Origin of the sequence: Pseudomonas sp. NPDC087697, assembly GCF_044743155.1 — a bacterium.
In the GTDB taxonomy this organism is placed as follows: Bacteria; Pseudomonadota; Gammaproteobacteria; order Pseudomonadales; family Pseudomonadaceae; genus Aquipseudomonas.
Window position 1 is genome coordinate 1 of the sequence record NZ_JBIUVW010000003.1, and the last position, 1,034, is coordinate 1,034.

At 56.3% G+C, this 1,034-nt stretch carries 1 protein-coding gene and 1 pseudogene; both read right to left on the reverse strand.

Annotated features, from left to right (window positions below):
• Positions 1–91: 91 nt before the first annotated feature.
• Positions 92–262: pseudogene (locus ACIPIN_RS03375) on the reverse strand (hypothetical protein); the annotation flags it as partial.
• Between the two features lie 262 nt (positions 263–524).
• Positions 525–1,034: 2Fe-2S iron-sulfur cluster-binding protein (locus ACIPIN_RS03380; RefSeq protein WP_401115278.1), on the reverse strand; the 510-nt coding region annotated here is incomplete at its 5' end.

The following is a 1,034-nucleotide window of genomic DNA, read 5'->3' on the forward strand; positions in this document are numbered from 1 at the left end:
CACCAAGGAACAGAAAGCCCAGGTCATCGCCGAAATCACCGATACCTTGCAACGGGTCCTCGGTAAACGGCCAGACCTGACCCACATCGTGATCGGTGGCAGCGTTGCCGTCAGCGGGCAACGTCTGAAATTTGGTGCGCCACTCTTCTGGCACAGCGTTAGGGTCGTGCAGGTAGAGCTCATAAAGCTCTTCCACATAGGCCGCGTTACCACCTGAAAGATAGCCGCTGCTCCACATGCGCTGCATCACGCTTTCTTGCATGCTTGGTCACCCTCGGTTAGGGGAACACCATCGGCGAAGACACCGAGCACGCTTGCAGAAGTCCGAGTGCAGCGACCAAAACAAGCCACTTAGGATCACGCTGATAGTCCGGGTACCGGCCCGGATGCCCCTGCTTGTCTCATTTCTTCAAAATAAGAGCCGCAGCTTTGTAAGCTGCTGCTCTGGTTATAGCTACGACGCGGGTTGAAGCCCGCGCCTTAGCCTCTACGGGTACAGCGGTCCTACGGGTACAACAGCTGAATCACACGCCGTTTTGCAGCAGCATGTTACGTATGTGACCGATGGCCTTAGTCGGGTTCAAGCCTTTCGGACATACGCTGACGCAGTTCATGATCCCGCGGCAGCGGAATACGCTGAACGGGTCATCCAGCGAAGCCAGACGCTCGATGGCCGGAGCCGGCGTGTCGTTCTGCAGGAATGGCTTAACCTTTTCGTATTGCTTGTAGAAGATGCTCATATCGACGACCAGGTCACGGATAACCGGCAAACCTGGCAGAGGACGAACGATCAACTTGTTACCTTTTACAACAGCAGACAGCGGCGTGACACAGGCCAGACCGTTTTTGCCGTTGATGTTCATGCCGTCGGAACCGCAGACGCCTTCACGGCAAGAGCGACGATAGGAGAAACCTTCGTCCTGCTCTTTGATCAGGGCCAGCACGTCCAGCACCATCAGGTCTTTACCACCGGTGTCGACCTGGAATTCCTGCATGAACGGCGCAGCGTCCGGATCCGGGGTGTAGCGATAATC